Source organism: Caballeronia sp. dw_276 (genome assembly GCF_018449635.1).
In the GTDB taxonomy this organism is placed as follows: Bacteria; Pseudomonadota; Gammaproteobacteria; order Burkholderiales; family Burkholderiaceae; genus Caballeronia.
Genome location: NZ_JAAVUV010000029.1, coordinates 1 through 5,401, shown reverse-complemented (window position 1 = coordinate 5,401; position 5,401 = coordinate 1). Strand labels below are relative to the sequence as shown.

Here is a 5,401-nt window from a genome sequence, read left to right as displayed (position 1 = left end):
AAGATATGCCGGGCAGGAGGATATCTGTATCGGCACCTTCATCGCGAATCGGAATCAGGCGGGTATCACCGATCTGATCGGCTTCTTCGTGAACACGCTGGTGTTGCGCACGCAGGTGGATGCACGGCAGCCGTTTGTCCAGCTGCTGCGTCAGGTGAAGGACACGACGCTGGGGGCGTACGCGCATCAGGACGTCTCGTTCGAACACTTGCTCGACGCACTGCAACCGGAGCGTCACCTCAGTCATACGCCACTATTCCAGGCGATGCTGATCCTGCAGAACGCGCCGCTCGATGGTTTGACGCTCCCGGGTCTGAACCTGCTGCCGCTGGAGCAGCGTGGCGAAGTGACCTCGAAGTTCGACCTGAGCCTGAACATGGTCGAACAGAACGGCCAGCTATTCGCCGCGTTCGAATACGATACGGACTTGTTCGATGCAACAACGATCGGGCAGATCGCGACGCACTTCGTGAGTCTGCTGAAAGGCGTGGTCGCTGACCCGTCGTGCCGCACCGGTGAGTTGCCGATGCTGTCGGCTGCGGAGCGCGAGCAGATCGTGGTCGACTGGAACGAAACGGCCGACGCCTGTCTGCACAGCGCGCAGACAAAGATGGTCGAGGCGCTATTCGATGAGCAGGCCATCCGTACCCCCGACGCCATCGCGCTCGCCTTTGAGGACGAGACGATGAGCTACGCGGAGCTGAACCAGCAGGCCAACCGCATCGCGCAGCGGCTGCGCGAGCTGGGCGCAGATGCCGATGTGCTGGTCGGACACTGCGTCGAACGTTCGATGCAGATGGTGGTGACCTTGCTGGCCGTGCTGAAAGCGGGAGCCGCCTATGTGCCGCTGGATCCGTGGTATCCGCGCGAGCGTCTTGCGATGATGCTGGACGATGCGCGGCCCGCCGTAATCCTCACGCAGACTTCCATGCTGCCCCGCTTGCCGGCTGGCGATGGCCATGGCCACGGCTACGCGACCCTGTGCATTGACGATGCGCTCGCGATGCATACGGAGGCACCGCACGCGGACATGCAGCATGGGGCGAGCCCGCAGTGCCTCGCCTACGTGATCTACACCTCCGGCTCGACCGGCCGGCCGAAAGGCGTGGCGATCGCGCGCGGCCAGTTGACTCAACTGGCGCTTGCACACGCTGCGAGGCTGCGCGAACACGGTTGCCGGACGATGCTGCAATTCGCCAGTATCAATTTCGACATGTCGGTCGAAGAGATTTTCCCCGCATTGCTGGCAGGCGCGACGCTGGTGATTCGCCCCGACTTCCTGCGCGCGCCGGACGACGCATTTCACGAGCTTGTCGAACGGCACGGGATCGACGCGTTGAATTTGCCCACCGCGTTCTGGCGTGAATGGGTCGCGCGTCTCGAAACCGATGCGACCGTCTCACTGCCGGCATCGATCCGCTGGGTAGCGGTTGGGGGCGAAGCGGTCGGGATCGAGCGCCTGCGCAGCTGGCAGGCACTGACGCGCGGTCGCGCGCTGCAATGGCTGAACGCATACGGCCCGAGCGAAAGCACCGTCAATGCGGCGATCTATACGCTACAAGGCGGCGACCCTGCGCCTGTCGACAGCGTGCCGATCGGCCGGCCACTCGCAAACACGCAGCTGTACGTGCTCGATGCGGGCTTGAATCCAGTGCCGGTGGGCGTCGCCGGCGAACTGCATATTGCCGGCGACGGGCTGGCGCGCGGCTATCTGAACCGCGCCGATCTGAGCGCGGAGCGCTTCGTGCCGAATCCGTTCGGCGCGCCCGGCACGCGTATGTATCGCACCGGCGATCTGGCGCGCTACCGGCCGGACGGCATGCTCAACTATGTGGGCCGGATCGATCAGCAGGTGAAGATCCGCGGCTTCCGCGTCGAACTGGGCGAAATCGAAGCAGCGCTGGCGGCGCATCCGCAGGTGCGGGAAGCGACCGTGCTGATGCACGCGAGCGGAGCGGGTGACGAGCGGCTGGTTGCCTATGTGGTCGGCGATGCTGCAACGGGCGACGCGCCTGACGATCAGACGCTGCGCCGCGCACTGCAGCGCACGCTGCCCGAGTACATGGTGCCGTCGTCTTATCTGTGGCTCGACGCCTTGCCGTTGATGCCGAATGGCAAGCTGGACCGCCGCGCGCTGCCGGCGCCCGGGCCGCGTGGCGACGATGGTTCGTACCTCGCGCCGCGCACTGAAAGCGAACGCATGCTGGCCGGTATCTGGGCAAAGGTACTCCGGCTCGAACGAGTGGGCATCAACGATAACTTCTTCGAGCTCGGCGGTCATTCACTGCTGGCCACGCAGGTGGTCTCGCAGGTGCGCGCGGCATTCGGCGTCGAACTGGCGTTGAAGGCGCTCTTCGAAGCACCCGTACTCGGCGAACTTGCGGAACGGCTCCGGCTGGCACAAGGCGACCATCCGGATGCGTCGCTGCCCCGCATCGTGCCGGTGGCGCGCGATGGCGGCCCCCTGCCGCTGTCGTACGCGCAGCAACGCCTGTGGTTCCTCGACCGGTTCGAGCCAGGCAATGCCCTGTACAACATTGCGTCGGCGCTGCGGGTGGCGGGACGGCTCGACGCCGTTGCACTGACGCACACCCTGAACGCTGTGATTGACCGTCATGAATCACTGCGCACCCGTTTCATCGAGATCGACGGCGCGCCGGCACAGCTGATCGCCCCTGCGGCCAAAGCCGTCCTGCAGCGCCACGATCTCGGCACGCTCGACGAGACTCTGCGTGAGGCGACGGCACAACGCCTGCTCGGCGACGAAGCGGGCCGGCCGTTCGACCTGGCAGCGGGTCCGCTGATCCGCGCGGGGCTGATTCGTCTCGCCGACGACGACCACATCATTTATCTGACCGTGCATCACATCGTGTCGGACGGCTGGTCGACGGGCGTGTTGATCAGGGAAGTGACCGCGATCTATGCGGCCTTCATGCGCGGCGACCCGTCGCCGCTCGCGCCGTTGCCAGTGCAGTACGCGGACTTTGCGCACTGGCAGCGCGGCTGGCTGGCTGGCGAAGTGCTTGAGCGGCAGATCACTTACTGGAAGCAGCAGCTGGCCGGCGCCCCGGCGTTGCTGACGTTGCCGACCGACCGGCCCCGGCCTGCGCGGCAAAGCAACCGGGGCGACGCACTGTCGTTCCCGATCGGTGCACGCACCACGGCGGGGTTGCGCGCGCTGAGCCGCGCGTCGAACAGCACGCTGTTCATGACGCTGGCGGCTGCCTTCAATGTGCTGTTGTCGCGTCACTCGGGGCAGAACGATATCTGCCTCGGGACTTTCATTGCGAACCGCAATCAGGCGGAAACTGCCGACCTGATCGGCTTTTTCGTCAATGCCCTGGTGCTGCGCACGACAGTCAGCGAAAGCGCAGCGTTCACCGATCTGCTGCAGCAGGTGCGTGGCACGACGCTCGACGCCTACGCGCACCAGGACGTGCCGTTCGAGCAACTGGTCGACGCGTTGCAGCCTGAGCGGCACCTGGGTCATTCGCCGCTGTTTCAGGTGATGCTGGTGTTGCAGAATGCCCCACGGGATGAACTCGAACTGCCGGGCCTCAGCCTTCGGCCGGTGCAAGGCGAGACCCATGGTGCAATCGCCCGTTTCGATCTGGTGCTGTACGTGACGGAAAGCGAAGACCAACTCGATGCGATGCTGGTCTATCGCACGGATATTCTGGACGCAGCCAGCGTCGCGCGAATCGCGCGTCACTTCGCGACCTTGCTCGACGAAATTGTCGCGGACCCCTCGCGCGTGGTCGGCAGCCTGCCGATGACGAACGGCGAGCGAGCGCCACGGGCGGGTTCGAAACAGCTCTCCACACGCCCGTTCGAGCGGTTTGAAACGGCAGACATCAGTCAGTCGATCGGCGCCCGGCTGAGGTGGCAGGCGCAGCGTTTCGGCGCGAAACCGGCGCTTGTCGGCACAGGCGGTGCGCTCACCTACGCACAGCTGGATCGCGTGAGCGATTCGGTGGCCCACGCCATCGTGCAGCGCGCGGGCAACGCCAACCTGCCGGTAGCGTTGCTGTTCGATCACGATGTCGCGGCAGTAGTCGGCATGTTTGGCGCGCTGAAAGCGAACAAGATTTACGTGCCGCTTGATCCGTCTTATCCGCCGGCGCGGCTGGCGTTCATGCTGAAGGATTCCGGCGCGACGCTGATTGTCACTAACACACGCAATGAGTATCAGGCTCGCGAACTGGCCGGCGTCGGCGCGCAGATCGTCAATGTCGATTGCCTCGACGACGACGCCTTGCAGGCGTTCGCGCTGCCCGAGGCGAGCGCGGATAGTCTCGGTTATATTCTGTACACATCGGGGTCGACCGGTCAGCCGAAGGGGGTGTTGCAGAACCATCGCAATGCCTTGTACTTCTGCATGAACTACACGAACAATCTGCGCATCACCTCGGCCGACCGGATGTTGCTGCTCGCGTCGTACAGTTTCGATGCCGCGGTAATGGATATTTTCGGTGCGCTGCTAAACGGTGCCACGCTGTATGTCGCGGACCCCAGGCAGGCACCCGGGCAGATCGTGCGTCGCATCGCTGACGACGCGATCTCGATCTACCACTCGACGCCCACGTTATATCGTCATTTGCTGGATGTCAGGGCGCGGGACATGCTGCATTCGCTGCGCGCGATCGTGCTCGGGGGCGAACTGGTCAGCCCCAACGACGTGCGGCGCTTCCGCGATCTGGCGCTCGCCGGTTGCCTGCTGGTGAACGGCTATGGTCCGACCGAGTCGACCTTGGCGCTACAGAATTTCATCGCGCCGGACGCGGCGATTCCCGCGTTAGCGGTGGCTGCGGGGTACCCGATCGGCACCAGTGAGATCGTGCTGCACGATCCGGTCGATGTGGGCCAGGGTTATCAGGTTGGCGAAATAATCATCAGTAGTCAGCATGTGGCGCTCGGCTACTGGAACAATGCAGAGCTGACCGCGCGGGCGTTTGGTGTCGATGCGGATGGACGCCGTTTCTACCGTACCGGCGATCTCGGATACTTGTGCGGCGACGGCAGTCTGATCGTAACCGGCCGTGCCGACCAGCAGGTGAAGGTGCGAGGCTTCCGTGTCGAGCTGGGCGAAATCGAGGCGGCGCTGGCGCATCTGCCGGGCATTCGTGAGGCTGCCGTGCTGGCACGCGACGACGTCGCGACGGACACGCGTCGACTCGTCGCCTATGTTGTGGCCGGTGCAGCTACTGCGCCGGTTGCGTCGGCATTGCGCAGCGCGCTGCAGCTCACGCTTCCGGACTACATGGTGCCGTCGCATTACGTAATGCTCGATGCGCTGCCGCTGACGCCGAACGGCAAGCTGGACCGGCGTGCCTTGCCGGTGCCCCAGACCGGCAGCGACGCGGCGCTGTATGTCGAACCTGTCACGGTGACCGAGCAGCGT

General features: G+C 64.6%; 1 protein-coding gene. It reads left to right on the top strand.

Annotated elements, in window-relative coordinates:
* A partial coding sequence (locus HB633_RS30410; protein WP_213781831.1) for a non-ribosomal peptide synthetase occupies nt 1-5,401 on the top strand: 5,401 nt, incomplete at both ends.